Source organism: Variovorax sp. Varisp41 (genome assembly GCF_047325085.1).
In the GTDB taxonomy this organism is placed as follows: domain Bacteria; phylum Pseudomonadota; class Gammaproteobacteria; order Burkholderiales; family Burkholderiaceae_C; genus Variovorax.
Genome location: NZ_CP168541.1, coordinates 1,786,709 through 1,810,607, shown reverse-complemented (window position 1 = coordinate 1,810,607; position 23,899 = coordinate 1,786,709). Strand labels below are relative to the sequence as shown.

The 23,899-nt window shown below is 69.7% G+C and carries 25 protein-coding genes; 7 read left to right on the top strand and 18 right to left on the bottom strand.

The window, feature by feature from the left end; all coding sequences use genetic code 11:
* Positions 1–6: 6 nt before the first annotated feature.
* From ACEN9J_RS39775 to ACEN9J_RS39750, 6 genes are read right to left on the bottom strand one after another with little or no spacing between them, the layout of a single operon-like run.
* Positions 7–1,989, bottom strand: a complete 1,983-nt coding sequence (locus ACEN9J_RS39775; RefSeq protein ID WP_413765202.1) for a response regulator — start codon at positions 1,987–1,989, stop codon at positions 7–9.
* Complete coding sequence (locus tag ACEN9J_RS39770; RefSeq protein WP_082321685.1) at positions 1,986–2,948, bottom strand: sensor histidine kinase; 963 nt, start codon at positions 2,946–2,948, stop codon at positions 1,986–1,988. The genes ACEN9J_RS39775 and ACEN9J_RS39770 overlap by 4 nt, the downstream gene beginning before the upstream one ends.
* Positions 2,945–3,982: an ATP-binding SpoIIE family protein phosphatase gene (locus tag ACEN9J_RS39765; protein WP_057593894.1), complete on the bottom strand. Its 1,038-nt coding sequence runs from the start codon at positions 3,980–3,982 to the stop codon at positions 2,945–2,947. Before ACEN9J_RS39765 ends, ACEN9J_RS39770 begins: the two co-directional genes overlap by 4 nt.
* Complete coding sequence (locus ACEN9J_RS39760; protein ID WP_057593893.1) at positions 3,973–4,377, bottom strand: anti-sigma regulatory factor; 405 nt, start codon at positions 4,375–4,377, stop codon at positions 3,973–3,975. The genes ACEN9J_RS39765 and ACEN9J_RS39760 overlap by 10 nt, the downstream gene beginning before the upstream one ends.
* Positions 4,367–4,741, bottom strand: a complete 375-nt coding sequence (locus tag ACEN9J_RS39755; protein WP_057593892.1) for an STAS domain-containing protein — start codon at positions 4,739–4,741, stop codon at positions 4,367–4,369. The genes ACEN9J_RS39760 and ACEN9J_RS39755 overlap by 11 nt, the downstream gene beginning before the upstream one ends.
* An 11-nt stretch (positions 4,742–4,752) precedes the next feature.
* Positions 4,753–5,598 (bottom strand): STAS domain-containing protein, encoded by an 846-nt coding sequence (locus ACEN9J_RS39750; RefSeq protein WP_057593891.1) that lies wholly within the window; start codon positions 5,596–5,598, stop codon positions 4,753–4,755.
* A 377-nt stretch (positions 5,599–5,975) separates the two neighbouring features.
* Here ACEN9J_RS39750 and ACEN9J_RS39745 point away from each other — a divergent pair, with 377 nt between their 5' ends.
* Entirely contained in the window at positions 5,976–6,197 is a 222-nt protein-coding gene (locus ACEN9J_RS39745) for a hypothetical protein (protein ID WP_208513274.1), read from the top strand.
* A 34-nt stretch (positions 6,198–6,231) separates the two neighbouring features.
* Here ACEN9J_RS39745 and leuB read toward each other — a convergent pair whose 3' ends face one another.
* Genes leuB through ACEN9J_RS39725 form a run of 4 tightly spaced genes read right to left on the bottom strand, consistent with a single transcriptional unit; the run spans position 6,232 to position 10,435 of the window.
* Entirely contained in the window at positions 6,232–7,305 is a 1,074-nt protein-coding gene (gene leuB / locus ACEN9J_RS39740) for a 3-isopropylmalate dehydrogenase (RefSeq protein WP_261216867.1), read from the bottom strand.
* A 23-nt stretch (positions 7,306–7,328) separates the two neighbouring features.
* Positions 7,329–7,946 carry a 3-isopropylmalate dehydratase small subunit gene (gene leuD / locus ACEN9J_RS39735; protein WP_261216875.1) on the bottom strand — a complete coding sequence of 206 codons (618 nt, stop codon included), beginning with the start codon at positions 7,944–7,946 and terminating at the stop codon, positions 7,329–7,331.
* 33 nt (positions 7,947–7,979) lie between these two features.
* The gene (gene leuC, locus ACEN9J_RS39730) at positions 7,980–9,404 is read right to left on the bottom strand and encodes a 3-isopropylmalate dehydratase large subunit (protein WP_057593887.1); all 1,425 of its coding nucleotides are present in this window, start codon (positions 9,402–9,404) and stop codon (positions 7,980–7,982) included.
* 44 nt (positions 9,405–9,448) lie between these two features.
* The gene (locus tag ACEN9J_RS39725; protein ID WP_057593886.1) at positions 9,449–10,435 is read right to left on the bottom strand and encodes a Bug family tripartite tricarboxylate transporter substrate binding protein; all 987 of its coding nucleotides are present in this window, start codon (positions 10,433–10,435) and stop codon (positions 9,449–9,451) included.
* A 99-nt stretch (positions 10,436–10,534) separates the two neighbouring features.
* On the opposite strand from ACEN9J_RS39725, the gene gcvA reads away from it, so the two are divergent.
* The 3 genes from gcvA to ACEN9J_RS39710 all read left to right on the top strand — a co-directional run bounded on the left by gcvA (position 10,535) and on the right by ACEN9J_RS39710 (position 13,408).
* Positions 10,535–11,431, top strand: coding sequence for a transcriptional regulator GcvA (gene gcvA / locus ACEN9J_RS39720; protein WP_261216887.1), 897 nt, complete (start codon positions 10,535–10,537; stop codon positions 11,429–11,431).
* Positions 11,432–11,537: 106 nt separating this feature from the next.
* Positions 11,538–12,431 (top strand): TauD/TfdA dioxygenase family protein, encoded by an 894-nt coding sequence (locus ACEN9J_RS39715; protein WP_261216888.1) that lies wholly within the window; start codon positions 11,538–11,540, stop codon positions 12,429–12,431.
* Positions 12,428–13,408, top strand: a complete 981-nt coding sequence (locus ACEN9J_RS39710; protein ID WP_261216890.1) for a tripartite tricarboxylate transporter substrate binding protein — start codon at positions 12,428–12,430, stop codon at positions 13,406–13,408. The genes ACEN9J_RS39715 and ACEN9J_RS39710 overlap by 4 nt, the downstream gene beginning before the upstream one ends.
* A 15-nt stretch (positions 13,409–13,423) precedes the next feature.
* Here the strand turns inward: ACEN9J_RS39710 and ACEN9J_RS39705 are convergent, their stop codons facing one another.
* The 6 genes from ACEN9J_RS39705 to ACEN9J_RS39680 form a co-directional block, all read right to left on the bottom strand.
* The gene (locus ACEN9J_RS39705) at positions 13,424–14,428 is read right to left on the bottom strand and encodes a LacI family DNA-binding transcriptional regulator (protein WP_261216891.1); all 1,005 of its coding nucleotides are present in this window, start codon (positions 14,426–14,428) and stop codon (positions 13,424–13,426) included.
* Positions 14,429–14,511: 83 nt separating this feature from the next.
* Positions 14,512–15,468, bottom strand: a complete 957-nt coding sequence (locus tag ACEN9J_RS39700; protein WP_413765201.1) for a PDR/VanB family oxidoreductase — start codon at positions 15,466–15,468, stop codon at positions 14,512–14,514.
* Complete coding sequence (locus ACEN9J_RS39695) at positions 15,465–16,313, bottom strand: fumarylacetoacetate hydrolase family protein (RefSeq protein ID WP_413765200.1); 849 nt, start codon at positions 16,311–16,313, stop codon at positions 15,465–15,467. Before ACEN9J_RS39695 ends, ACEN9J_RS39700 begins: the two co-directional genes overlap by 4 nt.
* A gap of 59 nt (positions 16,314–16,372) precedes the next feature.
* The gene (locus ACEN9J_RS39690; protein WP_413765199.1) at positions 16,373–17,359 is read right to left on the bottom strand and encodes a Bug family tripartite tricarboxylate transporter substrate binding protein; all 987 of its coding nucleotides are present in this window, start codon (positions 17,357–17,359) and stop codon (positions 16,373–16,375) included.
* 49 nt (positions 17,360–17,408) lie between these two features.
* Complete coding sequence (locus ACEN9J_RS39685; protein ID WP_261216899.1) at positions 17,409–18,752, bottom strand: Rieske 2Fe-2S domain-containing protein; 1,344 nt, start codon at positions 18,750–18,752, stop codon at positions 17,409–17,411.
* Positions 18,753–18,777: 25 nt separating this feature from the next.
* Complete coding sequence (locus ACEN9J_RS39680) at positions 18,778–19,584, bottom strand: hydroxypyruvate isomerase family protein (RefSeq protein ID WP_413765198.1); 807 nt, start codon at positions 19,582–19,584, stop codon at positions 18,778–18,780.
* Between the two features lie 99 nt (positions 19,585–19,683).
* Between ACEN9J_RS39680 and ACEN9J_RS39675 the strand changes: the two genes are divergently transcribed.
* Positions 19,684–20,613, top strand: coding sequence for a LysR family transcriptional regulator (locus ACEN9J_RS39675; RefSeq protein WP_261216901.1), 930 nt, complete (start codon positions 19,684–19,686; stop codon positions 20,611–20,613).
* Positions 20,614–20,622: 9 nt separating this feature from the next.
* Here the strand turns inward: ACEN9J_RS39675 and ACEN9J_RS39670 are convergent, their stop codons facing one another.
* Both ACEN9J_RS39670 and ACEN9J_RS39665 read right to left on the bottom strand, forming a co-directional pair.
* Complete coding sequence (locus ACEN9J_RS39670; protein ID WP_261216902.1) at positions 20,623–20,955, bottom strand: hypothetical protein; 333 nt, start codon at positions 20,953–20,955, stop codon at positions 20,623–20,625.
* Between the two features lie 106 nt (positions 20,956–21,061).
* Positions 21,062–22,228, bottom strand: a complete 1,167-nt coding sequence (locus ACEN9J_RS39665) for a mandelate racemase/muconate lactonizing enzyme family protein (protein WP_261216903.1) — start codon at positions 22,226–22,228, stop codon at positions 21,062–21,064.
* Between the two features lie 99 nt (positions 22,229–22,327).
* Here ACEN9J_RS39665 and ACEN9J_RS39660 point away from each other — a divergent pair, with 99 nt between their 5' ends.
* Together ACEN9J_RS39660 and ACEN9J_RS39655 are read left to right on the top strand one after the other, a co-directional pair.
* A complete protein-coding gene (locus tag ACEN9J_RS39660; protein WP_064262195.1) occupies positions 22,328–23,305 on the top strand; it encodes a LysR family transcriptional regulator in 978 nt (325 codons plus the stop codon).
* Positions 23,302–23,877, top strand: a complete 576-nt coding sequence (locus tag ACEN9J_RS39655) for a dihydrofolate reductase family protein (RefSeq protein ID WP_057593873.1) — start codon at positions 23,302–23,304, stop codon at positions 23,875–23,877. Before ACEN9J_RS39660 ends, ACEN9J_RS39655 begins: the two co-directional genes overlap by 4 nt.
* The last annotated feature ends 22 nt before the right edge of the window (positions 23,878–23,899 follow it).

Genomic DNA, 23,899 nt, shown 5'->3' with positions numbered 1-23,899 from the left:
TCGCGCTCAGCCGTGGCGCTGGTTGATCAGCGCGATCAGCGCATGCGGCTGCAGCGGCTTGCCCAGGTGCGCGTCGAAGCCGGCCTCGGTCGCTTTGCTGTGGTCCTGCGGCCGGGTGAAGGCCGTGTGGGCGATCGCGAAGATCCGCGGCTTGCCGCGCGCGACCTCGAGCTGGCGCAGTTCGCGGATCAGGTCGTAGCCGTCGCGCCCCGGCAGGCCGATGTCGCTCACCAGCACGTCGGGCCACTTCTGGTCGAGCAGCTGCAGCGCGCCGTCGAAGTCGGGCGCGATGCGCACCAGCGCGCCCGCGTCGGAAAGCACCACGGCGAGGATCTCGCTGGCATCCACGTTGTCCTCGACCACCAGCACCTCGAGCCCCGCGAGCAGATGGTCGGAAAGCGAATCGCCAGCGGCCTGGCGCGCATCGAGCAGGATGATCCCGCCGTCGCCGTCGGGCACCACGCCGAGCGACACGCGCAGGGTCGCGCCCTTGCCCTCGCCTTCGCTGTGCGCCGAGACCTGCCCGCCATGCAGTTCGGCGAGGTTCTTCACGATCGACAGCCCGAGGCCGAGGCCGCCATGGAAACGGTTGTCGGGCGAATCGCTCTGCGAGAAGCGGTCGAACAGGTGCGGCACGAAATCGCTCGCGATACCGCGGCCGAAGTCCTGCACCGACAGGTGCAGCCGGTCGCCGCTGCGCACCAGGTCGACCACGATGCGCCCGCCCTCGTCGGAGAACTTGATGGCATTCGACAGCAGGTTCCACACGATCTGCTGGAAGCGCGTGCCGTCGAGCCAGGCCGCCTGCTCGGCGCCTTCCTGGTTGAAGCGGATCGCCAGTTTCTTCGCGGCCGCGGCGGCGTTCGAAGCCTCGATCGAGGCGGTCACCAGCGCGGCCGGGTCCACCCATTCGCGGTGCAGCCGCAGCTTGCCCGAGCTGATGCGCGAGACGTCGAGGATGTCGGAGATCAGGCGCGCCTGCGCCTTCACGCTGCGGTCGATGGCGTTGAGGCCCTTCTCCATCTGCTCGGGCGCGCGGTTGCCGACCTTCAGCAGGTGCACCCAGCCACCGATGGCATTGAGCGGGTTGCGCAGCTCGTGCGAGAGCACGGCCACGAAGTCGTCCTTGGTGCGGCTCAGGCGCTCGGCCGAGGCGCGCGCCGCCTGTTCGCGCTCGAGCACCTCGCTGCGGCGCGCCTCGAGTTCGAAGCGCTCGGAGACGTCGAGCGCGATGCCCACGCGCAGGCCGGGTTCGATCGGCGTCGACAGGGTCCATTCGAGGCGGACCCATGTGCCGTCCTGCCGCAGCAGCGGGAACTCGCCGGTCCAGGTCGCCGCCGGCTGCAGCGGGTCGCCGCTCTCCGCGGTGTGTTGGTGCACGAACTCGGTCCAGTCCGGCGGGGCGAAGGCGCTGACCGCCTGGCCGACCAGCATCTCGCGAGCGCGGCCGAGCATGCCGACCATCGCGGGATTGACGTCGGCGATGCGCCCCCGCGCATCGACCAGCGCGATGCCCAGCGGCGCCTGGTCGTAGATGGCGCGAAAGCGCGCCTCGCTCGCGCGCTGCCGCTCCTCGGCCATGCGCGCGCGGATCAGCGCCTGCAGCGTGGCGATCAGCACCGGCGGCTCGACCGGATGCACCAGGTAGGCATCGGCGCCCGCGTTGAGTCCGGCCACCTTGTGCTCGTTGCGCACGAAGGTCGCCGACAGGTGCACCACCGGCAGGGTCGAGGTCTCGGGGCGCAGCCGCAGTTGCTGGCAGACCTCGAAACCGCTGAAATCGGGCAGGTGCACGTCGAGCACGACGGCCGAGATGTTCTTCGGCGCCAGCCGCACGGCCTCGCCGCCGGTGCCCGCTTCCTGGGTCTGGAAGCCGGCCGCGCGCACCACGCGCGCGGTGGCGTAGCGGGTGGTGGGGTTGTCGTCGACCACCAGCACCGTGTGCTGCGAGCGGTCGATGGTGATGTTGATGACGGGGTCGATGTTCATGCCTGCCCCGCGTGCTGTTCGTTCGCGGCGCCGCCCGCCCCGTTCCAGCCCCAGTCGCGCTCCCCGTCCTGCGCCTCGGCGCCAGACTGGCGCCGCAGTTGCACCGGCAGCGTAACCGAGAAGGTCGAGCCCTTGCCGAGTTCGCTCTCGAGTTCGACATGGCCACCAAGCAGCGTGGCGAGCTGCTTGCTCAGCGACAGGCCCAGGCCGGTGCCGCGCAGCCGCTTCTGCACCGGCGAGTCGACCTGCGAGTAGTCGTCGAACACGGCCGCATGGTGCTCGGGCGCGATGCCGATGCCGGTGTCGGCCACCGAGAAGCGCACGCGATCCTCGCCCACGCGCATCGCGGTCACGCGCACCTCACCCTCGGGCGTGAACTTGAGCGCGTTCGAGATGAAGTTGCGCAGGATCTGCGACAGCTTGCGGTCGTCGGTGTAGAGCTTGGGCAGGCCCTCGGGCTCCTCGAAGATCAACGCGGTGGCCGGGTTGCCGAGCACCGGGCGGAACATGCCGCGCAGCGCCGAGAACAGGTCGACCATCTCGAACCAGGCCGGCGAGATCTCCACGCGGCCGGCCTCGATCTTGGCCAGGTCGAGCAGGTCGTCGACCATCTCGGCGAGTTCCGAGGCCATGGTCTCGACGAAACCGACCTGCTTCTCCTGCTCGGGCGTGAGCGGGCCGTCCATGCGGTCGTTGAGGATGCGCGTAATGCTGCGGATCGCATTGATCGGCGTGCGGAACTCGTGGCTCATGTAGGCGAGGAAGCGGCTCTTGAGTTCGGTCGCCTTCTTGAGCTGCTCGGCCTGCGCATCGAGCTCGGCATAGAGCGCCACCACGCCGCGGTTGGTTTCCTCGAGTTCGGCGCGCAGCTCGTCGCTCTCCTGGCGGCTCTCGGCCAGCTGGCGCGCTAGCGCCGAGGCCTCGGTGTCGTGCGCGGTGTCGAGTTCGCTGCTGCTCATCGCCATTCCTTTCGCCGCAGAACCACGACCGTCGCATCGTCGCGGTGACGCGTATGGTCGCGCAAAAGCACGGCCGCCACCAGCGTGGGGTCCTTTTGCAGCAATGGCCGGATGCGGTCGGCCTGCCAGCGCGTCTCGATGCCGTCGCTGTGCAGCACCACCAGCGCATGCGGCGGAAGTTCCATGGTGGCGGCCTCGGGCTTGCGGATCTGCATGCCGGCGGTGCCGTGCTGGGTCAGGATGCCCTTGTCGAAGATGCCCGAGAGCACGCGCCCGACGATATTGCCGGCGCCCGACCAGGCGATGGACTCGCCCTCGGTATCGAGCTTCAGCACGCACACGGCCGCGCCGCGCGTGGTCTGCAGGCGCTGGTGCAGTTGCTGCACCGCGTCGCGGACCTCGCGCCCGGGCGCCTCGGCGAAAGCCTCGGTCGCGGCCTGCGCGGCCTTGGCCGCCTCGGGCCCGTGGCCCAGCCCGTCGACGAGCAGTAGGTTGAAGTGGTCACCCTCGGGCGACACCGAAGCCGCCCACGCGTCGCCGCTGACGGATTCGTAGGGCGCCGGAAGGCACAGCGCACCGATCTGCACCCGCTGCGCGCCCGGTACCTCGGCCGCGCCGCGGCCGCGCGCCTCGCGCACGCGCGCCACGCAGACCGTGCCCTCGGGCACCGACGAATGGATGTCGAACTCGTCGGCCAGCCGCCGCACCGCACCCAGGCCGGTGCCGGGCGTGCTGCCCGAGGAATGGCCGTCCTGCATCGACAGCGCGAGGTTCTCGATGCCCGGTCCCTCGTCGATCGAGACGATCTCGAGCTCGTGCATCTGCGGCCGCGAAGCGATCAGCAGCCGGCCCTTGCGCGCATGCCGCAGCAGGTTGGTGCCGAGCTCGGTGATCACCAGCGCGACCCGGCCCGCGTCGACTTCGTTCCAGGCCATCTCGGCCACGGCCAGTGCCGCATGGCGCCGGGCCTCGCCGATGCGGCTGGCATCGTCGATCGGAAACGCTCGATGGGTCCAGCCCGCGATCACTTCCACTTGGTGATGCTCACGCGCGTGCCGGCACCGGGTGCCGACTGGATCTCGAAGTCGTTCACCAGCCGCTTGCTGCCCGGCAGGCCCAGGCCCATGCCGCTGCCGCTGGTCCAGCCGTCGGTCAGCGCCAAGGCGATGTCCTCGATGCCGCGGCCTTCGTCCTCGAAGTGCAGCTGCAGCCCGCGCCGGCCGTTGCGCTCGACGAACTCCCAGCGCATGCGCCCGCCGCCGCCGTGGATCAGCGCGTTGCGCGACAACTCGCTGGCGGCCGTGATCATCTTGGTCTGGTCGACCAGCGACAGCTTGAGCTCCTGGCACAGCGTGCGCACCATCTGGCGGCTGGCCACGATGTTCTGCTCCGAGAGCAGCGGCAGCGTGCCCGTGGGGTCAGCGGCCAAGGGTGTTCTCCAGGCGCGCGCGGCGCAGCATTTCCATGCCGCGCTCGACATTGAGCGCCGTCTTCACGCCCTCAAGCGAGAGCCCGAGCTCGACCAGGGTGATCGCCACCGCCGGCTGCATGCCCACCACCACCGTGGTGGCCGAGAGGATGCGGGCGATGCCCGAGATGCTGGTCAGCATGCGGCCGACGAAGGAGTCGACGATCTCGAGCGCCGAGATGTCGATCATCACGCCCGAGGCGCCGGTCTTGGCGATCTGGCCGGCCAGGTCGTCCTGCAGCTGCAACGCGGTCTGGTCCTGCATGTCGACCTGGATCGTCACCAGAAGGATGTCGCCCATGCGCAGGATGGGAATGCGGTCCATGGCGGCTCCGCTCAGGCCATGCGCTCGATGCGCCAGCCGGTCTGCCTCAGGGCCAGCGCGAGCGCATCGGCCAGCGTGGCCTTGGTCTGCACGCCCTGCAGGTCGATGCCCAGGTGCACGATGGTCTGGGCGATCTGCGGCCGGATGCCACTGATGATGCAGTCGGCGCCCATCAGGCGGATCGCGGTCACGGTCTTGAGCAGATGCTGGGCGACCAGGGTGTCGACCGTGGGCACGCCCGTGATGTCGATGATCGCGATGCCGGAGCCGGTCTCGACGATGCGCTGCAGCAGCGCCTCCATCACCATCTGCGTGCGGCCGCTGTCGAGCACGCCGATCATCGGCACGGCCAGCACGCCTTCCCACAGCTTCACGACCGGGGTCGAGAGTTCGAGCAGTTCCTCCTGCTGGCGGCGGATGATGTCCTCGCGAGCCTGCTGGAAAGTGGTCACCGTGTGCTGCGCGAGCTTGTCGACCGAGGCCGACAGGGTCCACAGCGCGCTGGCCAGCGCGGCGGGATCCTTCGCCAGCCGGCGCTGCAGCGCATCGAACAGCGGCTTCTTGAGCGCCAGCACGAACAGGCTGGTGTCGCCGGCCGACTCGCCCTTGGCCGCGCGCGTACGCGAGAGGTTGGCCAGCGTGTCGCGCAGCGGTGCCCATTCGGCCGCCTCGAAGCGCGCGGCGTCGCCGCCCGCGGCCAGAACGCCGTCGAGCTGGCGCAGCAGCTCGCCGCCCTCGGCCTTGGCGGAGCGACGCGCCCCCGGTTCGCTCACGCGGGCTTCGTCCAGCCAGCCCTCGAGGACGTCGTTCTCTTCCTCGCGCAGCGTCGCGCGCAACGCTTCATGGTCGTTCTTCATGGATTTCCTCTCGGTATTTGCACGGTTCGCGGTCCCACCACCGACCGCCCGTGCATTCGATCATGCACGCGGCGGCTCCCTTCCCTAATTTGAGTATTTGGTTCGCGTCGGGGATCGTAGCCGTCGGCGGACCGCGCCGACGAAGCTGCATCAGTCAAGCGATGCCGCATCCTCGTGTAGGTCGTATCCCACATATAGGATGGGTGAGGCGATCTTCGACTGGGCCCGGTTTCGCGCCGGCGCGCAATGTCTTTTGACATAGCGGCGGGCTTCTTGTTGCCACGGTGTGGGATCCAGGCCGCGCTGCGTATCCATTCGTACGCCGACGTACTGCTTGCGCCTACATGAGCGACGCCCGGGCACGAGACAATCGCGCCATGGTGGAGATCAGCAACATGGACATGGATGCACTGGCCGCAGAGGCTGCGGAATGGCGCCGTCGCGCCCTGCGCGGCGACGCGCGCGCACGCGGCATGGCGCATGAACTCGAGCGCACGTTGCGCCGTCACCTGCCCTCGATGCCGGTGGCGGGCCTGGAGCTCGACACCCGCCCGCTCGAACTCCGCAAGCCGCCACCGCGCTGGTGGAAGCTCTGGTAGGCAGGGCGCGCGCCCTGCCGTCCATCGGGCTCCTTCAGTTCTTTCCCAGGGCCGCGACCACCGCGTCGCCCATTTCCTCGGTGCCCACGCGCGTGCTGCCAGCCTGGTAGATGTCGCCGGTGCGCAGGCCATCGGCCAGCACGCGGCGCACCGCCTGCTCCACGCGATCGGCGTTCGCCGCCTGGCCGAACGAGAAGCGCAGCATCATCGCCATCGACAGGATCGCGGCCAGCGGGTTCGCGAGGTTGCGCCCGGCGATGTCGGGCGCGGTGCCGTGCACCGGCTCGTACAGGCCGAAGCTGCCGGCCGCCATCGAGGCCGAGGGCAGCATGCCGATCGAGCCCGTGAGCATCGCGGCCGCGTCGGACAGGATGTCGCCGAAGATGTTGCCGGTGACGATCACGTCGAACTGCCTGGGCGCGCGCATCAGCTGCATGGCCGCCGCGTCGACGAACAGGTGCGTGAGCTCCACGTCGGGATACTCGGCGCCCACGCGCGTGACCACCTCGCGCCACAACTGCATCACCTCGAGCACGTTGGCCTTGTCGACCGAGCACAGCCGGCCCTTGCGCGCGCGCGCCGTGCGGAAGGCCACGTGCGCGATGCGCTCGACCTCGGGCTCGGAATAGCGCATGGTGTTGAAGGCCTCGCGCTCGCCCGCGGCATTGACGCCGCTGCCGCGCGGCTCGCCGAAGTACACGTCGCCCGTGAGCTCGCGCAGGATCAGGATATCGAGCCCCTCGACCACCTCGGGCTTGAGCGTGGAGGCGCCGATCAGTTCGGGGAACAGGAAGGCCGGCCTGAAGTTCGCGAACAGGCCCAGTTCCTTGCGCAGGCGCAGCAGGCTCGCGCCGGGCCGCATCATGAACGGGATGGCCTCGTCGCCGGGCATGCCGGCCGAGCCGAACAGGATGGCGTCGGCCTTGCGCGCGATCTCGCTGGTGGCCGCGGGCAGCGGGTCGCCCGCGCTGTCGATGCCGGCCTGGCCAATGGCGGCATGCGCGAGTTCCAGCGGCTGGCCCGTGCCCACCACGGCCTTCAGCACCTTCAATGCCTGGGCGGTCACCTCGGGGCCAATGCCGTCGCCCGGCATCACTGCGATCTTCATGTCTGGGAACCTTTTCTAGCTGTTCAGAGGGAGGAATGGGACAGCGCGGCCTCGGCGGCGCGGCGCCGCTCGAAGTCCTCGATGCGCGCGCGCTGGGTCAGCGTGTAGTCGATCTCGTCGAGGCCCTCGAGCAGGCAATGCCGCGCGAAGGGATCGACGGCGAAGGACTCGACCTCTCCACCGGGCCGCGTGACGGTCTGCGCGCGCAGGTCCACGCGCAGGCGCGCGCCGGGCGCTGCGGCGAGTTCGGCCAGCATCGACTGCACCGTGTCTTCGGGCAGGCGCACGGGCAACAGGCCGTTCTTGAGCGCGTTCGAGAAGAAGATGTCGCCGAAGCTCGGCGCGATCACGGTGCGAAAGCCGCCGTCGTGCAACGCCCACACCGCATGCTCGCGCGAGGAACCGCAGCCGAAGTTGCGGCCCGCGACCAGGATGCGCGCCCGCGCGTACACCGGATCGTTGAGCACGAAGTCGCCGCGGCGCGCGCCCGCGGCATCGTGGCGCACGTCGTGGAACAGGTAGTCGCCGAAGTCGTCCGAGCGCGGCTTCTGCAGGTAGAGCGCGGGCACGATCTGGTCGGTGTCGACATTGATGCGCGCGAGCGGCGCGGCGACCGCGTCGAGGGAGGTGAAGGCTTCCATGGGTTCGGGGCGTGGGTTCGTGGCAGCGGCGCTTCAGCGCGCCGGCGGGATCGCGCGCACGTCGGTCAGCCGGCCGGTGATGGCGGCGGCCGCGGCCATCGCCGGGCTCATCAGGTGGGTGCGCGAGCCCGGCCCCTGGCGGCCGACGAAGTTGCGGTTCGAGGTCGAGGCGCAGCGCTGGCCCGCGGCCACCTGGTCGCCATTGGTGCCCAGGCACATCGAGCAACCGGCATGGCGCCATTGCAGGCCGGCGTCGCGGAACACCGCGTCGAGCCCCTCGGCCTCGGCCTGCTGCTTGACGAGCCCCGAACCGGGCACGACCCAGGCTTCGACGCCTTCGGCCACGCGCCGGCCGCGCACCACCTCGGCGGCGCTGCGCATGTCCTCGATGCGGCCGTTGGTGCACGAGCCGATGAAGACCCGGTCGACCGCGAGATCGGTCAGCGCCTGGCCCGGTGCCAAGCCCATGTAGGCGAGCGTGCGCTGCATCGCCTCGCGCCGTTCGGCGCTGGCCGCCTGCGCGGGATCGGGCACGCGGCCGGTGATCGGCAACGCGTCCTCGGGGCTGTTGCCCCAGGTGACCATGGGGGCGATGTCGGCCGCCGACAGGCGCACCTCGCTGTCGAAGGCCGCGCCCTCGTCGCTCGGCAGCCGGCGCCAGGCGGCCAATGCCGCGTCCCAGGCAGCACCGCGCGGCGCCTCGGGACGGCCGGCCAGCCATTCGAAGGTGGTGTCGTCGGGCGCGACCATGCCCGCGCGCGCGCCGGCCTCGATCGACATGTTGCACACCGTCATGCGGCCCGCCATCGAGAGCGCGCGGATCGCCTCGCCCGCGTACTCGATCACGTGGCCGGTACCGCCGGCGGCGCCGATGCGCGCGATCACGGCCAGGATGACGTCCTTGGCCGACATGCCTTCGCCGAGCCGGCCGTCGATGCTCACGCGCAGCGTGCGCGGCCTGCGCTGCCACAGCGTCTGCGTGGCCAACACGTGCGCCACTTCCGAGGCGCCGATGCCGAAGGCCAGCGCGCCGAGCGCCCCGTGCGTGGCCGTGTGGCTGTCGCCGCAGACGATCACGCTGCCCGGCAGGCTCAGGCCTTGCTCCGGGCCGACCACGTGCACGATGCCCTGGCGGATGTCTTCGAGGCCGAAGAAGCGGATGCCCGCGGCCGCGCTGTCGTCGTGCAGCGCCTGCGCCATCGCGCGCTTCTCGGCATCGGCGATGTCGGCCAGCACGCGCGAGCCGGTGGGCACGTAGTGGTCGGGCGTGGCGAAGGCGCGCTCGGGCCGGCGCACCGGCAGCTGCCGCTGGCGCAGCATCTCGAAGGCCGGCGCGGAGCCGTCCTGCACCAGGTGGCGGTCGACGTACAGCAGGCTCTGGCCGTCGTCGCGCTGCATCACGACATGCGGCTCCCAGATCTTGTCGAACAGGGTGCGGGGAGCGGAGGAAGCGGACATGGGATCGTCGGAAGGGTGGGAAGAAGAGAGGACAGGGCCAGGGTTCAATCGAGCTTCACGCCCGAGATGCGCACGATCTCGGCATACCGCCTGGTCTCGCTGGCCATGAAGCGGCCGTACTCCTCGGGCGTGCCGCCGCCGACCTCGGCGCCGAAGGCCAGCATGCGCTTCTGGAACTCGGGCGACTTGAGCACCGCGTTGGCCTCGGCATTGAGCTTGGCGATGATGGCCTTGGGCGTGCCGGCCGGCGCCGACAGGCCATACCACGAGGAGGCATAGACGCCGGGCAGCCCCACCTCGTCGAAGGTGGGCACGTCGGGCAGCGCGGGGTTGCGCTTCTTCGAGGCCACCGCGAGCGCGCGCATCTTGCCGCTGGCGACGAAGGGCAGGCAGGTGGTGGTGTCGAGCATCAGCGAGACATGGCCCGCCGCGAGGTCGGCCTCGGCCGGCGCCGTGCCCTTGTAGGGCACGTGCACGATGTCGATCTTGGCCGCGCTGGCGAACTGCACCGCCGCCAGGTGCTGCGAGGAACCGATGCCGCCCGAGGCGTAGTTGAGCTTGCCGGGATTGGCGCGCGCGGCGTCGATCACGTCCTTGGCGGTCTTGAACGGCGAGTCGCCGGGCACCACCAGGATGTTCGGCACCGCCGACACGTAGATCACCGGTTCGAAGTCCTTGACCGGATCGAAACCGAGCTTGCTGTAGAGGCTGGCATTGACCGCGTTCGGGCTGATCGAGGACATCAGCAGGTTGTAGCCATCGGGTTTCTGCCGCGCCGCGAGCTCGGTGCCGATGTTGCCGCCGGCGCCCGCGCGGTTGTCGATCACGAAGGGATGGCCGAGCCGGTGGCCGAGCATGTCGGACACGATGCGTGCCGTGGTGTCGACGCCGCCGCCCGCGGGCCAGGGCACCATGAGCTTGATCGGCTGGCTGGGGTAGTTGGCGGCCGCGTCCTGGGCCGGCGCCAGCGTGGGGCCGAAACCCGCGAACAGCACCGCGGCCATCGTGCAGGCATGCAGTTTCTTCATCATTGCGCGTCTCCTGTCTTGTAGTGGCCGCATCCTAGGCCCGCAGAGGAAGGCGCCGCAATCACAATTAACGCATGCAGGCATGAGCTAAAGTCAGACCCCATGACACGCCGCCTGCCACCGCTCAATGCCTTGCGCGCCTTCGAGGCCGCCGCGCGCTGCGGCAACTTCACGCGCGCCGCGCACGAGCTCTGCGTGACCCAGGGCGCGGTGAGCCGGCACATCGCCACGCTGGAGGACTGGCTCAAGGTGCAGCTGTTCGAGCGCGGGCGCCACGGCATCCGGCTCACGCCCGCGGGCCAGAGCTACCACGCGAGCATGCGGGTGGCCTTCGACCAGATCGAGCTCGGCACGCGGCAGCTTCAGCAGAGCCCCGACGAATGGCTGCTGCGCATCAAGCTGCCGCCCACCTTCGCGATCCGCTGGCTGATTCCGCGGCTGGCGCGCTTCCACGCCAGGCATCCGCGCATCGACGTGCAGATCACCACCTCGCACAAGCCCACCGACTTCGAGCGCGACGACGTGGACGTGAGCATCCACTCCGAGCCCAGCCCGCCCGAGGGGCCGGGCTACCGGCTGCTGTTTCGCGAGACGCTGCTGCCGGTGTGCGCGCCGGCTCTGCTGCAGCGCGATCCGCCGCTGGCGCAACCGGCCGACCTCGCGCAGCACGCGCTGCTGAGTTCGCTGAACCGGCCGCAGGACTGGCCGGCCTGGCTCGAGGCCGCGGGCCTGAGCGGCGTCGATACCCACCGCGGCCTCAAGTTCGAGAACGCCGCAATGGCCTACCAGGCGGCGGCCGAGGGGCTGGGCGTGATGATGGGTCTGCTGGCCTTCGTGCGCGACGACCTCGCGAGCGGCCGGCTGGTGGCGCCGCTCGCGCTGCGGCTGCCGACCGAGGGCGGCTACTTCATGGCCTGGCGCGCCGACCGGCCGGTGCCGCAGCGGGTGCGCGACTTCGAGCACTGGATGGCCGAGGAAGTGGCGGCCGCCGAAGGCTGAAACAAGGGTTCCGACCGGGCCGCGGGCTTTCCCCGATGCGCCGCGGCGGCCATGCGGCCAAAAATGACTACGTATTCATGAATACGTACCCAAAGACGACTCCACCATGACACTACACATCCAGAAACTCCCTTCGGTGCTGGGCGCCGAGGTGACCGGCATCAGCCTGCGCACCCTGACCGACCCCGACACGCTCGCGCAGCTGCGCGCCGGCATGGACGAACACGCGGTGCTGGTCTTTCGCGACCAGCCGCTCGAGAACGAGGAGCAGCTCGCCTTCGCCGAGCGCTTCGACGGCACGCTGCACAGCAAGACCTCGGTCGCCGTGCTCGCCAAGAACCGCTTCGGCAACGAGGCCCTGACCGACATCTCCAACGTCGGCGCCGACGGCCAGATCCTGCCGGCCGACCACCGGCTGCGCATGAGCACCATCAGCAATCGGCTGTGGCACACCGACGCCTCGTTCGAGAACCCGCCCGGGCGCTACTCGATGCTGTCGGCGCGCGTGGTGCCGCCGGTGCGGGCCGACACCGAGTTCGCCGACATGCGCGCCGCCTACGACGCGCTCGACGACGCGACGAAGGCCGCCATCGAAGGGCTGCAGGTCTTCCATTCGATCGCCTACTCGCGCCAGATCATGGGCTTCGAGTTCTCCGAGGAAGAGAAGCAGCGGCTCAAGGGCGCGGTGCATCCGCTGGCGCGCACCCTGCCGCGCACCGGGCGACGCTCGCTCTACCTCGCCTCGCATGCCTCGCACATCGTCGACATGGCCGTGCCCGAGGGCCGGCTGATCCTGCGCGACCTCAGCGAGCATGCGACGCAACCGCAGTTCATCTACCGACACGAATGGCGGGTGCACGACTTCGTGATCTGGGACAACCGCACCACCATGCACCGCGCGCGGCCCTTCGACGACAAGAAGTACCGGCGCGAGCTGCGGCGCACCACGACGCTGGACCTGCCGCTGCCCGCGGCCTCGCCCTCGGCGGTGGCCGCATGAAGGCCCGCTCCCTGTGGCGCGCCGCGGGCCTGTGCGTGGCCTCGCTCGCGTTCTCGGCCGCCGCGCTGGCCCAGGCCTGGCCGGCCAAGCAGCCCGTGCGCTTCGTCGTGCCCTACCCGCCCGGCGGCGCCTCCGACGTGACCGCGCGCCTGCTCAGCGTGAAGCTCACCGAGGCGCTGGGCCAGGCCTTCGTGGTCGAGAACCGGCCCGGTGCCAACGGCCTGATCGCGCTCGAGTACGTCGCCAAGTCGGCGCCCGACGGCTACACCATCCTGATGGCCAACCTCGGACCCAACGCGATCAACCCGGCCGTCTACCGCAAGCTGCCCTACGACGCGATCAAGGACTTCACGCCGATCACGCTGACCTCGGTGGTGCCGCTGGTGGTGCTGGTGCAGCCCTCGATGCCGGTGAACTCGATGAAGGAGCTGATCGCCTATGCCAAGGCGCATCCCGACAAGCTGACCTATGCCTCGGCCGGCAACGGATCGGCCAACCATCTCGCGGGCGAGATGATGAAGTCGATGGCGAACTTCAAGATGGTCCACGTGCCCTACAAGGGCGATGCGCCCGGCCTGCAAGACACCATCGCGGGCAACGTGAGCGTGATCTTCCCGACCGTGATCGGCGGCATGTCGCAGATCAAGAGCGGGCTGCTCAAGCCGATCGCGGTGACCGGCGCCAAGCGCTCGTCGGCGCTGAGCTCCGTGCCCACGGTGGCCGAAGGCGGCATCCCGAACTTCGAGGCCAACTCGTGGGGCGGCGTGATGGGTCCGGCCAACCTGCCGCCCGAGATCGTCGCGCGGCTCAACACCGAGATCGTGAAGATCCTCAAGCAGCCCGAGACGGCCGCCAAGCTCACGTCGATGGGCGCCGACATCGTCGGCTCGACGCCCGAGGAGTTCGCGAGCTACCTGAAGAACGAGGTCGCGAAGTGGGGCAAGGTGGCCCACGAGAACAACATCACGTTGGACTGAGCCGCGAGGCGTCGATCAGCCGGCCGTGCCCCGCACGATGAACGCGTGCGGCAGCACCACGCGTGCTGGCTCCATCTGCTGGTTGTCGAGCCGCGCGCACAGCCGCGCGACGGCGGCCTCCACCATCGCCTCGCGCGACTGCGAGACCGTCGTGAGCGCGATGCTGTCCCAGGCGGCCATCGGCACGTCGTCGTGGCCCACCACCCAGACGTCGCGCGGCACCGCGAGCCCCCGCGAGCGCACGCCGTCGAGCGCGCCGATCGCCACGATGTCGTTGACGCCGAAGATCGCATCGACGCGGCCCGACTGCAGGATCGCACGCGCCGCATCCTGGCCCGCGGCATAGGAGAACTTCGGCACCCGCGCCACCGCGCCCGGGCTCAACGCGACGCCGCGCCGCGCGAGCTCCTCGACGAAGCCCTGCTCGCGCTCGCGCAAGGTGCTCGGCAGGTCGTGGCCCGAGATCAGGCCGATACGCGTGCGCCCATGGTCCACGAAGAAGCCCGCGGTCGAGGCGCCGCTCGCGCGGTTGTCGCTCGAGAACTGGTCGAAGGCATCCGAGCCCACGGTGCGGTGCAGCAGCACCAGCGGCACCTTCTGCGCGATGCGCTCGAGCAGCGGCAGCGAGGCCTCGGTGGCCGTGGTGGTGATGACGCCGTCCACGCCGCTCTCGACCATCACGCGCATGGTCGCGTCGCTGAAGTCTTCTTCCTCGTAGACCGAGGCCGAGAGGCCGCGCTTGCGCAGCGCCGCCGAGAGCAGCTGCAGCATCGCCGGGTAGAGCGGATTGACCGCGAGATTGGCGACCACCAGCGCGATGATGCCGGTGCGCCTGGTGCGCATCCAGCGCGCGGCCGCGTTGGGCGCATAGCCCGATTGCGCGATCGCATCGAGCACCGCCTGGCGCGTGGCCGGCTGCACCAGCGGCGAGTTCTGCAGCACGCGCGACACCGTCGCCTGCGACACCCCCGCGAGCCGCGCGACGTCCCTGCTGGTGGGCCTGCCGCCGGAACCGATCATGAAGAAGCCGCTGGAGATGCCATGCGGCGATTCTAGGATGGCGTGCCGACGCGCCGCCCCTCGCAGCCCGGCCCGCGACGGCCTCAGAGATCGAGCGTCAACACCTCGCCGAGCGCGCGCGAACAGCACGGCAGGAACTGGTCGTGCAGCGCCTGCTCCTGCGCCGTGAGAAAGGCATCGCGGTGCTCGACCCGGCCGTCGAGCACCGGTGTGAGGCAGCTTCCGCAGACTCCTTGCTCGCAGGACGATGCGATCTCGATGCCCTCGCGCCGCAGCGCCTGCAGCGCCGTCTCGTTGGCCGCGACCGCGATGCGCCTGCCGCTGCGCGCCGCGACCAGTTCGAAGCCGCGATCGCCTTGGGCCGCTGCCACCGGTTGGAAGGACTCGTGGTGCAACCTGCGCTCGTCCCAGCCCGCGGCCTTCGCGGTGCGCAGCACATGGTCCATGAAGCCCTGCGGGCCGCAGACATAGAGCCGCGCGTCGCCGGGCCGGCCGGCCAGCACCCGCGCGGCATCGAACGCCCTCTCGTCGTCCGCATGCAAGTGCACTGCGCGCGCGAACGGCGAGCGCAGCAGCTCGTCGACGAAAGCCATGGCGCCGCGCGAGCGCGCGCAGTAGTGCAGCTCGAATGGCGAGCCGGCCGCATGCAGTGCCGCCGCCATGCTCAGCAGCGGCGTGATGCCGATGCCGCCCGCGACGAGCAGCGACCATGGGCTTTGCGGCTGCAGCGGGAACAGGTTCCTCGGTACCGAGATCCGCAGCGCGCTGCCCGCCTGCAGCCGGGCGTGCACCGCCTCGGAGCCGCCGCGCGAGGCGGCGGTCTTCAGCACCGCGATGCGATAGCGCGCGGGCGCCGCGCACGGCGCGCCGAGCAGCGAGTACTGCCGCACGAAGCCATCGACATGCACGTCGATGTGGGCCCCGGCATCGAAGGCCGGCAGCGGCGTGCCGTCGCGCGCCTCGATCTCGAGGGCACAGATGTCCGGCGCCACGCTCGCGCGCGCGGCGATGCGCGCCTCGATCGGCCGCGTGCCGGTCATTCGGCTTGCACGGCGTTCGACAGGATGCCCACGCCCTCCACCTCGATCTCCACCACGTCGCCCGCGCGCAGGTACAGCGGCGGCTGGCGCTTGAAGCCCACGCCGCCGGGCGTGCCGGTCACGATCACGTCGCCCGGCTCGAGCGCGGTGAAGGTCGAGATGTAGGCGATCAGGGTGGGCATCGGGAAGATCAGCTGCGCGGTCGTCGCCTGCTGCACCACCTCGCCGTTGAGCCGCGTGGCCAGTCCCAGTTCCTGCCCGTCGGCGATCTCGCCGCGCGTGACCATCCAGGGCCCGAAGCCTCCCGTGGCGGGAAAGTTCTTGCCCGGCGTCCACTGCGTGGTGTGGGCCTGCCAGTCGCGCACCGAGGCATCGTTGTAGGGCGCATAGCCGGCCACGTGCGTCCAGGCATCCTGCTCGCGGATGCGCCGGCCGCCGCGGCCGATGACGATCGCGATCTCGCCCTCGTAGTCGAGGCAGGTGGATTCGCGCGGCAGCACGATCGGCTGGCCGTGGCCGACCTGGGAGGACGCCACGCGCAGGAACACGGTCGGCTGGCCGGTCTTCTCGCGCCGCGCCTCGACGCGATGCTCCTCGTAGTTGAGGCCGATGCAGAAGATGCGCGGCGCGTCGGGCACGACCGGCAGCAGCGTCACCTCGCCGAGCGCGACGCCGGGGACGGCGCTCCTGGCCAAGGCCTCGATCGCGGGCAGGTCCAGTTGGGCGAGCGCGCTGCGCAGCGTGGGGCAGCGCCCCTGCGATGCGGCCTGCAGGTCGACGATGCGTTCATCGACGAGCGCGCCCCAGCGCGCCCGTCCCTGGTGGGAATAGCTCAGAAGTTTCATGACGGAAGACGGCCCCCTGACGAGGGGCGGGTGGAAGAAAAACGGAAGAGGCGCCGCGCTCAGTCGGCCGTGACGCCGGCCGACTTCACGATGCGGCCCCACTTGTCGTACTCGGCCAGGAAGTAGCTCCTGAACTGCTCGGGCGTGCCGCCGCGCACGCTCGCGCCCTGCGAGGCCAGCGTCTCCTGCAGCTCCTTCTCGCCGAGCGCCGCGTTGACCGCGGCCGAGAGCTTGTCGATGACGGGCCGCGGCGTGCCGGCCGGCGCCAGCAGCCCGAACCAGGTGCCGGCCTCGAAGCCCGCGACCCCGGCCTGCTGCATGGTCGGCACCTGCGGGAACTGCGGCGAGCGCTCGGTGGAAGTGATCGCGAGCGCGCGCAGCTTGCCGGCCTTGACCAGCGGCGCCGAGGTGCTGAAGACGTCGAACATCAGGTCGATCTGCCCCGCCACCAGGTCGACCAGCGCGGGCCCGCTGCCCTTGTAGGGCACGTGCACCATGTCCACGCCGGCCAGCGTCTTGAAGTATTCGCCGGCCAGGTGCGCGGCACTGCCGTTGCCGAAGGATCCGTACGACAGCTTGCCGGGGTTGGCCTTGGCCTGCGCGATCAACTCGGCCACGCTGTCGGCCTTGAGGCCCGGCTTCACGGCCAGCAGCAGCGGTTGTGTGGCCACCAGCGCGATCGGCTCGAAGGACTTGACCGGGTCGTAGCTCAGCTTCGCATAGGTGTGCGGCGTCACCGTGAGCGGACCCGCGGCGCTGAACAGCAGCGTGTAGCCATCGGCCGATGCCTTGGCCACGAAGTCCTGGCCCAGGGTGCCCCCGGCGCCCGCGCGGTTCTCGACCACCACGGCCTGCCCGAGCCGTTCGGACAGCGACTTGGCCATGAGCCGCCCCGTCTGGTCGGTCGAGCCGCCGACCGCGTAGGGAATGATCAGCTTGATGGGTTTGGACGGGTAGTTGCTCGCATGGACGGTGGCGGCACCGACCAGCGCGCAGGCCGCGAACGCCAGCGCGGCGGACCAGCGGAACTTCTTCAGGGGGTTCATCGTGTCTTGTCTCCAGGATTTCTTGTCGGGAACGGGGAAGCGGAAAAAGCTAGCGAGCGCTGGCGGCCTCCTCGGCGCTCGATGCGCCCGGCGCCGCCGCGATGCGGCCGACGGTGTCGCCGAAGCGCTCGAGCATCACCTGCTCGAAGGACACGCCCTCGGAAGCGAACCAGCTTCCCGAGCGCAGCCGGTAGGCCTCGTGCCGCAGCGGCGCCTTGGGCTCGATGCCGCGCGCCAGTGCCTTCGCACCCGTGAGCACGGTGCGGCGAAAGCGCACCACGGCGGCATCGGAGGCCGAGAGGTGCTCCTGCGTGCGATCCGCGATGCGGCCCTGGCTGTCCTGGATCATCGCGTCCTGCTCGGCCACGCCGCGCACGCCGGTAAAGCTGATGTGCTTCTGGTGGACGCGATCGATCAGGTATTCGTTGGAGCGGTTGCGGATCGGAATGAAGTCCGCGTCCACCTCCGCGATCACGCCGTGGCCTTCCTTGAACTTCGCGACCTCCTCCTCGCCGAGCGGGCGATCCGGGTTCCACGCATAGGTGTAGATCCAGCAGTTCTCGTCGTCGATCGGCACCCAGGTGTAGCCGAAGTGGGTCTCGCCGGGCAGCGTGGAGGGCGTGGTGCTGTGCGAGGGCAGCGCGAACTGCGCGCTGCGCCAGTAGCGCACGCCATCGTCGGCGCGGCGCGCGCCACCCACGACGAAGCCGACCTCGTGCTCGAGGATCGAGAACAGCGGCAACGGATCCTCGCGGATCCAGCGCAGGCGCTTCTCGTCGGCCGGCGCATCGGGGTTCGCGTTCGAGGGCACGCCCGGCGCCGGCATGTGCAGGAACGAGAAGTGCGAGGTATCGAGCGCGCCCTCGATCGATTGCGCCCAATTGCATTCCTGCAGCTTCTTGGTGACGTAGCGGTGCGACTCCGGCAAGGCCGCGAACTCGAGCTGCGGCAGTTCGGGCAGTTCGCGCTCCCAAGGATCGGGTCCCATGTAGGCCCAGACCACGCCGCCGTGCTCGCGCGTCGGGTAGGCCTTGAGCCGCAGCGTCTGGTGGTAGCTCGCGCCGGGCGGCACGTTGGGCAGCTCCACCGGGCGCCCCTGCAGGTCGAACTGCCAGCCATGGAACACGCAGCGGATCGCGCAGTTCTCGTTGCGTCCGAAGTACAAGTCCGCGCCGCGGTGCGGGCAGCGTGCGTCGACCAGTCCGACCACGCCCTCGCTGTTGCGGAAGGCCACCAGCCTCTCGCCCATGATGTTCACGCGCATCGGCGCGCCGTCGCGCTCCGGCAGTTCGCGCGACAGCGCCACGGGCTGCCAGAAGCGGCGGAAGAACTGGCCCATCGGTGTCTGGGCCCCGGTGCGGGTGAGCATGTCGTTGTCGGCGGCGCTGAGCATCGCGGTCGTCTCCTCGTGGTTGTGTTCAGTGCGCGGCCGCTGGCGTGCGCGGATCGCGGATGCCGTGATCGGCGGCCCATTGCAGCGTGTCGAGCGTGTGGCCCGAAGGCGCGTACTCGCAGCCGATCCATCCCTCCCAACCCATCTGCTCGATCAGTTCGAACAGGTAGGGGAAACGGATCTCGCCGGTGCCCGGTTGGTTGCGGCCCGGCACGCTGCCGACCTGGATGTGACCGATGTGAGGCCATGCGGCCTTCAGACGTTCGGCGATGGCACCTTGCTCCGTCTGGATGTGGAAGGTGTCGAAGCACAGCTTCACGTTCCCGCGGCCCAGCGCCTCGACCACCGCCACGCCCTCCTCGATGCGGTGATAGAGGAAGTCGGGAAAGCGCGCGCGGCAGCAGGGCTCGAGGATCAGCGTGAGCCCGCTGGCGCGGGCCTGGTCGGCGGCCCAGGCGATGTTCTCCTCGAACAGGTCCATGCAGCGGGCGCGGTCCATGTCCGGCCCGATGTTGCCGGGCATCACGTGGATCATCGGACCGCCCACCTGCGCCGCGTAGTCGATCGCGGTGTGGATGCTCTGCCGGAAGCGCGCCTCGAGTCCCGGCAGCGCCGCGTAGCCGCGCTCGCCGGCGTCCCAGTCGAAGGGCGAGAGGATCTGCACCAGCGCAAGCCCGTTGGCCTCGAGCCGGGCCGCGACCTCGCGTGCCGGGTACTCGTAGGGAAAGGCCACCTCCACGCCGCGGAAGCCGGCCCTGGCGGCTGCCTCGTAACGCTCGAGCATCGGGTATTCGGTGAACAGCCACCGCAGGTTGGGATCGAATCGCAGCATCGTGGAATCGCTTCGTGTTGGTCTCGGATGAAGGGCATCGTAGGTAGCGGGTATTGCTAAGACAAGCTAGACTTTTTTAGGCCCTGTTGAGCTTGTCTTATGAATATCGGAAACGTGTCCCTGCGCCAGTTGCGCGCCTTCGTCGCCATCGCCGATGCCGGCAGCTTTGCCGCGGCGGCGCGCCGGCTCCATCTCACGCCTTCTGCGCTGAGCCTCTTGATCCGCGATCTCGAACGCAACGTGGGGGTGCGACTGTTCGACCGCACGACGCGGTCGACCGCCCTCGCGCTGGCGGGCAGCGAGTTCTATCCGCTCGCGCGGCAGGTGCTCGACGATCTCTCGCGCGCGCTCGAGAGCACGCAGGACCTCGAGCAGAAGAAGCGCGGCACAGTGCGCATCGCCTGCACGCCGCTCTATGCGGCGACGACGCTGCCCGAAATGATCCATCGCTACCGCCGCCGGTATCCCGCGATCGCGGTCTACGTGCTCGATTCGCTGAACCAGCAGGCGACCGCGCGGGTCGTGAGCGGCGAGGCCGACCTCTGCATCGCGCCGCAGCGCCCGACGCCGCCCGAATTGCTGCAGCAAAGCCTGATGCGCGATCGCATCCGGCTGGTGTGCCCGGGCGACCATGCGCTGGCCGCGCGCGCCCGCGTGAGCTGGGCGCAGGCGCTGCAGCATCCGTTCGTGAGCCTCACGCCCGACTTCACGAACCGGCTGCAGGCCGATCTGTTCAAGCACTCGGATGCGCTGGCGCTGCATCCGGCGCACGAGGTGTCGTTCATCACCACCGCGCTCGGCATGGTGCGCGGCGGCTTCGGCATCACGGCCCAGCCCAGCCGCGTGCTGCCGATGCTCGAATCCTTCGGCCTGGTGTCGCGGCCGCTGACCTCACCGACGGTGGATCGCCACCTGTCGCTGTTCTGCGCGCGGGCCCGCGCACTGTCGCCGGCGGCCGAGAGCTTCAGGGACTTCCTGGTCGGCGAGCTGTCCGATTCACCGGCCGAACTGCGCCCCGGCGCGGGATGAGTCCCGCGCTCAGCGCTCGAGGTAACCGTAGGCCGACAAACAAGCCTTCAGCGGCGCGCTCGCGCCCGTGCCGTACTCGAGCCGCTGCGGCGTGGTCGACTGCCGGTTCTTCTCGTCCTGTTCCGCCAGCGTCTTGCCCACGCGGTACTGGCACAGCAGCATCAGGTTCTCGGGCACCGACACGCCCGCCGCGTTGGTGAAGGACTTGGGCCGGTCCGAGTGGTAGGTCTCGCTAGGTGCCGCGGCCTTCGGCGCATCCTTGGACGGGCCGGACTTCGGCCACAGGCTGCAGCCCGACAGCGCCACGACGATGGCCACGAGGCCGCAAAACTTTGGATGCACTTCGATCTCCTGAGGGGTTGCGAGACGCAACGGCTTGCGCTCCCGCCGGCCACGATGGGGCCGGCGGAATATAGCGGACGCACGGGTCGCGCGCTCGATCGCCCCTTCAGTCCGACAGCGCCCGCATCCGCGCGTACAGGCCGGCCTTGCCCTCGAAGCCGATGCCCGGCAGCGGCGGCAGCGTGACGTGGCCGTTCTCCACCTGCACGCCGTCGGGAAAGCCGCCAAAGGGCTGGAACAGGTCGGGGTAGGACTCGTTGCCGCCGAGCCCCAGGCCGGCCGCGATGTTGAGCGACATCTGGTGGCCGCCATGCGGGATGCAGCGGCTCGCGGACCAGCCGTGCTGCTTGAGCATGTCGAGCGTGCGCAGGTACTCGACCAGGCCGTAGCTGAGCGCGCAGTCGAACTGCAGCCAGTCGCGGTCGGGCCGCATGCCGCCGTGGCGGATCAGGTTGCGCGCGTCCTGCATCGAGAACAGGTTCTCGCCCGTGGCCATCGGCTTGGCGTAGTAGTTGCGCAGCGTGGCCTGCAGCTCGAAGTCGAGCGGATCGCCGGCTTCCTCGTACCAGAACAGGTCGTATTGCGACAGCGCCTTGGCATAAGCGATCGCCGTGTCGAGGTCGAAGCGGCCGTTCGCGTCCACGCACAGCTTCTGGCCGTCCTGCAGCACGCTCAAGATCGAGTCGATGCGGCGCAGGTCCTCGTCGAGCGAGTCGCCGCCGATCTTCTTCTTGACCACGGTGTAGCCGCGGTCGATGTAGCTGCGCATCTCGTCCTTGAGCTTGCCGTGGTCCTGGCCCGGGTAGTAGTAGCCGCCGGCCGCATAGACGAAGACCTTCGGGTTCGGCGTGCCGTTGCCGTAGCGCTCGGCCAGCAGCTGGAACAGCGGCTTGCCCTCGATCTTCGCCACCGCGTCCCACACCGCCATGTCGATGGTGCCGATGGCGACCGAGCGCTCGCCATGGCCGCCGGGCTTCTCGTTCTTGAACATCGCGTCCCACACCTTGTGCGGATCGAGGTTGCGGCCGCTCGCGTCGAGCAGCGTGTCGGGCTCGGCTTCGAGGATGCGCGGAATGAAGCGCTCGCGCATCAGCGTGCCCTGGCCGTAGCGGCCATTGGAATTGAAGCCGTAGCCGACCACCGGCTTGCCGTCGCGGACCACGTCGGTGATCACCGCCACGAGGCTCAGGGTCATCTTGCTAAAGTCGATGTACGCATTGCGGATGGGCGAACTGATCGGAAGGGTCTGTTCGCGGATCTCGACGATCTTCACGGGAGGTCTCCAGGAGCTGAGGAAGACCCGATGGTGGCCGCGCGGCGCCGATCCGGCCAATGCCCTTTTTCTAGACTTCGATGCCTTGAAAGCACCGCCATGAATTTCCTCTGGCTCGACGACTTCCTGGTGCTGGCCGAAACGGGCAACTTCTCGCGCGCGGCCGAGGAGCGCCACCTGACCCAGCCGGCCTTCAGCCGCCGCGTGCGCGCGCTCGAGGAATGGCTGGGCACCGAGCTGTTCGACCGCAGCGGCCAGCCCGCCACGCTCACGCCCGCGGGCGAATGGTTCGGCACGGTCGCGCGTGAACTGCGCGCGCGAGTCGACCGCATTCCCGCCGATGCGCGCGCCGTCAACGAAGCCGATGCCGCGACCCTGCGGCTCGCCGCCACGCATGCGCTCTCGTTCACCTTCCTGCCGCGCTGGCTGCGCACGCTCGAATCGCGCGTGGCACTGGGCCCGGTGCAGCTCATGTCGGACCTGTTGCCGCGCTGCGAGCTGCTGCTGTCGCAGGGCAAGGTGCAGTTCGTGCTGAGCCATGCGCATCCCGAGGCCGCGAACTCTCTCGATAACTCGGGAGCGCTGTCGACGCAGGTTGGCGCCGATGCGCTGGTGCCAGTAAGCGCGCGCGGTGCCAGGGGCCGCGCGCGGCATGTGCTGGGCAAGAGCGCCGCCGCGCCCGTGCCGCTGCTCGCCTACAGCCAGGAATCGGGGCTGGGGCGCATCGCGCAGGCCGTGCTGGGCCGCAGGCTCGATGCGCTGGCACCGAAGGTGGTGTTCACCGCGCACCTGGCCTCGGTGCTGCGGACCATGGCGCTCGATGGGCGGGGGATTGCGTGGCTGCCGAGGACATTGATCGACGAGGACATCGCGGCGGGAACGCTGGTGCCGGCCGGTGGCGAGGAATGGGTCGTGCCGCTGCAGGTGCGGCTGTACCGCGGGCGCGAGCCGATGGGCACGGCAGTCGAGGCGTTCTGGAAGGCGGCGCATCCCTCCTCGATCACGAGCCTCCACACCGGACACCATCAAGGTCCCGCCACTCCCAAACCACCCACACCAGCAAGGAGACCCGCATGAGAAAGCTCAAGATCATGGAGCACGTATCGCTGGACGGCGTGATCCAGTCCTCCAGCGAGGACGGCTTCCCGCACGGCGACTGGACCGCGCCCTACCGCACGCCCGAGGGCCGCGATCAAGTCCTCACCGCGCATGGCGAACGCTTCGACCTGCTGCTGGGCCGTCGCACCTACGACCTGTGGTCGGACTACTGGCCCAAGGCGCCGGGCGGGCCGATGGCGGACGGCCTGAATGCGGCGACCAAGTACGTCGTGACGCATCGCCCCGACAGCCTGGCCTGGGGTCCGTTCGAAGGCCTCGGGCCGGACATCGCCGAGAGCGTCGGCCGCCTCAAGTCGAGCGCCGGCCCGGACCTCGTGCTCTGGGGCAGCTCCACGCTGACATCGACGCTGCTCGAGCACGGGCTGGTCGACGAGATGATGCTGATCGTCTATCCGGTGCTGCTGGGCACAGGCAAGCGCCTGTTCGCGCAGGGATTGCCGGCGCGCGCCTTCGAGCTGGTCAGAAGCAAGACGACGCCGTCGGGGCTGGTGCTCGGCAGCTACAGGTTCGCTGGTGCTTTGAAGACTTGATGGTCAAGCGGCGCGGCGTTCC

Coding starts and splice junctions, on each gene's coding strand:
- ACEN9J_RS39775 (WP_413765202.1), bottom strand. CDS start 1,989: ATGAACATCGACCCCGTCATCAACATCACCATCGACCGCTCGCAGCAC.
- ACEN9J_RS39770 (WP_082321685.1), bottom strand. CDS start 2,948: ATGAGCAGCAGCGAACTCGACACCGCGCACGACACCGAGGCCTCGGCG.
- ACEN9J_RS39755 (WP_057593892.1), bottom strand. CDS start 4,741: ATGGACCGCATTCCCATCCTGCGCATGGGCGACATCCTTCTGGTGACG.
- ACEN9J_RS39750 (WP_057593891.1), bottom strand. CDS start 5,598: ATGAAGAACGACCATGAAGCGTTGCGCGCGACGCTGCGCGAGGAAGAG.
- ACEN9J_RS39745 (WP_208513274.1), top strand. CDS start 5,976: ATGGTGGAGATCAGCAACATGGACATGGATGCACTGGCCGCAGAGGCT.
- leuB (WP_261216867.1), bottom strand. CDS start 7,305: ATGAAGATCGCAGTGATGCCGGGCGACGGCATTGGCCCCGAGGTGACC.
- leuD (WP_261216875.1), bottom strand. CDS start 7,946: ATGGAAGCCTTCACCTCCCTCGACGCGGTCGCCGCGCCGCTCGCGCGC.
- leuC (WP_057593887.1), bottom strand. CDS start 9,404: ATGTCCGCTTCCTCCGCTCCCCGCACCCTGTTCGACAAGATCTGGGAG.
- ACEN9J_RS39725 (WP_057593886.1), bottom strand. CDS start 10,435: ATGATGAAGAAACTGCATGCCTGCACGATGGCCGCGGTGCTGTTCGCG.
- gcvA (WP_261216887.1), top strand. CDS start 10,535: ATGACACGCCGCCTGCCACCGCTCAATGCCTTGCGCGCCTTCGAGGCC.
- ACEN9J_RS39715 (WP_261216888.1), top strand. CDS start 11,538: ATGACACTACACATCCAGAAACTCCCTTCGGTGCTGGGCGCCGAGGTG.
- ACEN9J_RS39710 (WP_261216890.1), top strand. CDS start 12,428: ATGAAGGCCCGCTCCCTGTGGCGCGCCGCGGGCCTGTGCGTGGCCTCG.
- ACEN9J_RS39705 (WP_261216891.1), bottom strand. CDS start 14,428: ATGATCGGTTCCGGCGGCAGGCCCACCAGCAGGGACGTCGCGCGGCTC.
- ACEN9J_RS39700 (WP_413765201.1), bottom strand. CDS start 15,468: ATGACCGGCACGCGGCCGATCGAGGCGCGCATCGCCGCGCGCGCGAGC.
- ACEN9J_RS39695 (WP_413765200.1), bottom strand. CDS start 16,313: ATGAAACTTCTGAGCTATTCCCACCAGGGACGGGCGCGCTGGGGCGCG.
- ACEN9J_RS39690 (WP_413765199.1), bottom strand. CDS start 17,359: ATGAACCCCCTGAAGAAGTTCCGCTGGTCCGCCGCGCTGGCGTTCGCG.
- ACEN9J_RS39685 (WP_261216899.1), bottom strand. CDS start 18,752: ATGCTCAGCGCCGCCGACAACGACATGCTCACCCGCACCGGGGCCCAG.
- ACEN9J_RS39680 (WP_413765198.1), bottom strand. CDS start 19,584: ATGCTGCGATTCGATCCCAACCTGCGGTGGCTGTTCACCGAATACCCG.
- ACEN9J_RS39675 (WP_261216901.1), top strand. CDS start 19,684: ATGAATATCGGAAACGTGTCCCTGCGCCAGTTGCGCGCCTTCGTCGCC.
- ACEN9J_RS39660 (WP_064262195.1), top strand. CDS start 22,328: ATGAATTTCCTCTGGCTCGACGACTTCCTGGTGCTGGCCGAAACGGGC.
- ACEN9J_RS39655 (WP_057593873.1), top strand. CDS start 23,302: ATGAGAAAGCTCAAGATCATGGAGCACGTATCGCTGGACGGCGTGATC.